We start from the raw sequence: 255 nt of genomic DNA, 5'->3' as shown, positions 1-255 counted from the left end.
CATCGCGCTCATGGCCTCGCACAGGCAGACGCTGCTCTATATTCCCGGGCGCACCGTCTACAACGCTGCCCGCACCTACCGCGGCGACGGGAAAACCGACGCTAAAGACGCCGGAATCATCGCCGACAAGGCCCGGATGCGCCGCGACTTGCAACCCATCCGACTTGGCGATGACATCGCGACCGAACTGCGACTGCTCACCGCTCACCGTACCGACCTGGCCTGCGACAAAACGCGGGCGATCAACCGGATGCG

Annotated in this window: 1 protein-coding gene; it reads left to right on the top strand. The window is 64.7% G+C overall.

All coding sequences use genetic code 11. The annotated features are described in order from the left end of the window. Window positions 1-255: IS110 family transposase (locus tag ACPUD7_RS17940; protein ID WP_425120667.1), on the top strand; the 255-nt coding region annotated here is incomplete at both ends.

This window comes from Brevibacterium sp. FAM 24630, assembly GCF_049804075.1.
GTDB lineage: Bacteria > Actinomycetota > Actinomycetes > Actinomycetales > Brevibacteriaceae > Brevibacterium.
The sequence above is the reverse complement of the archived record's forward strand: the minus strand, read 5'-3'. Positions and strand labels throughout refer to the sequence as shown.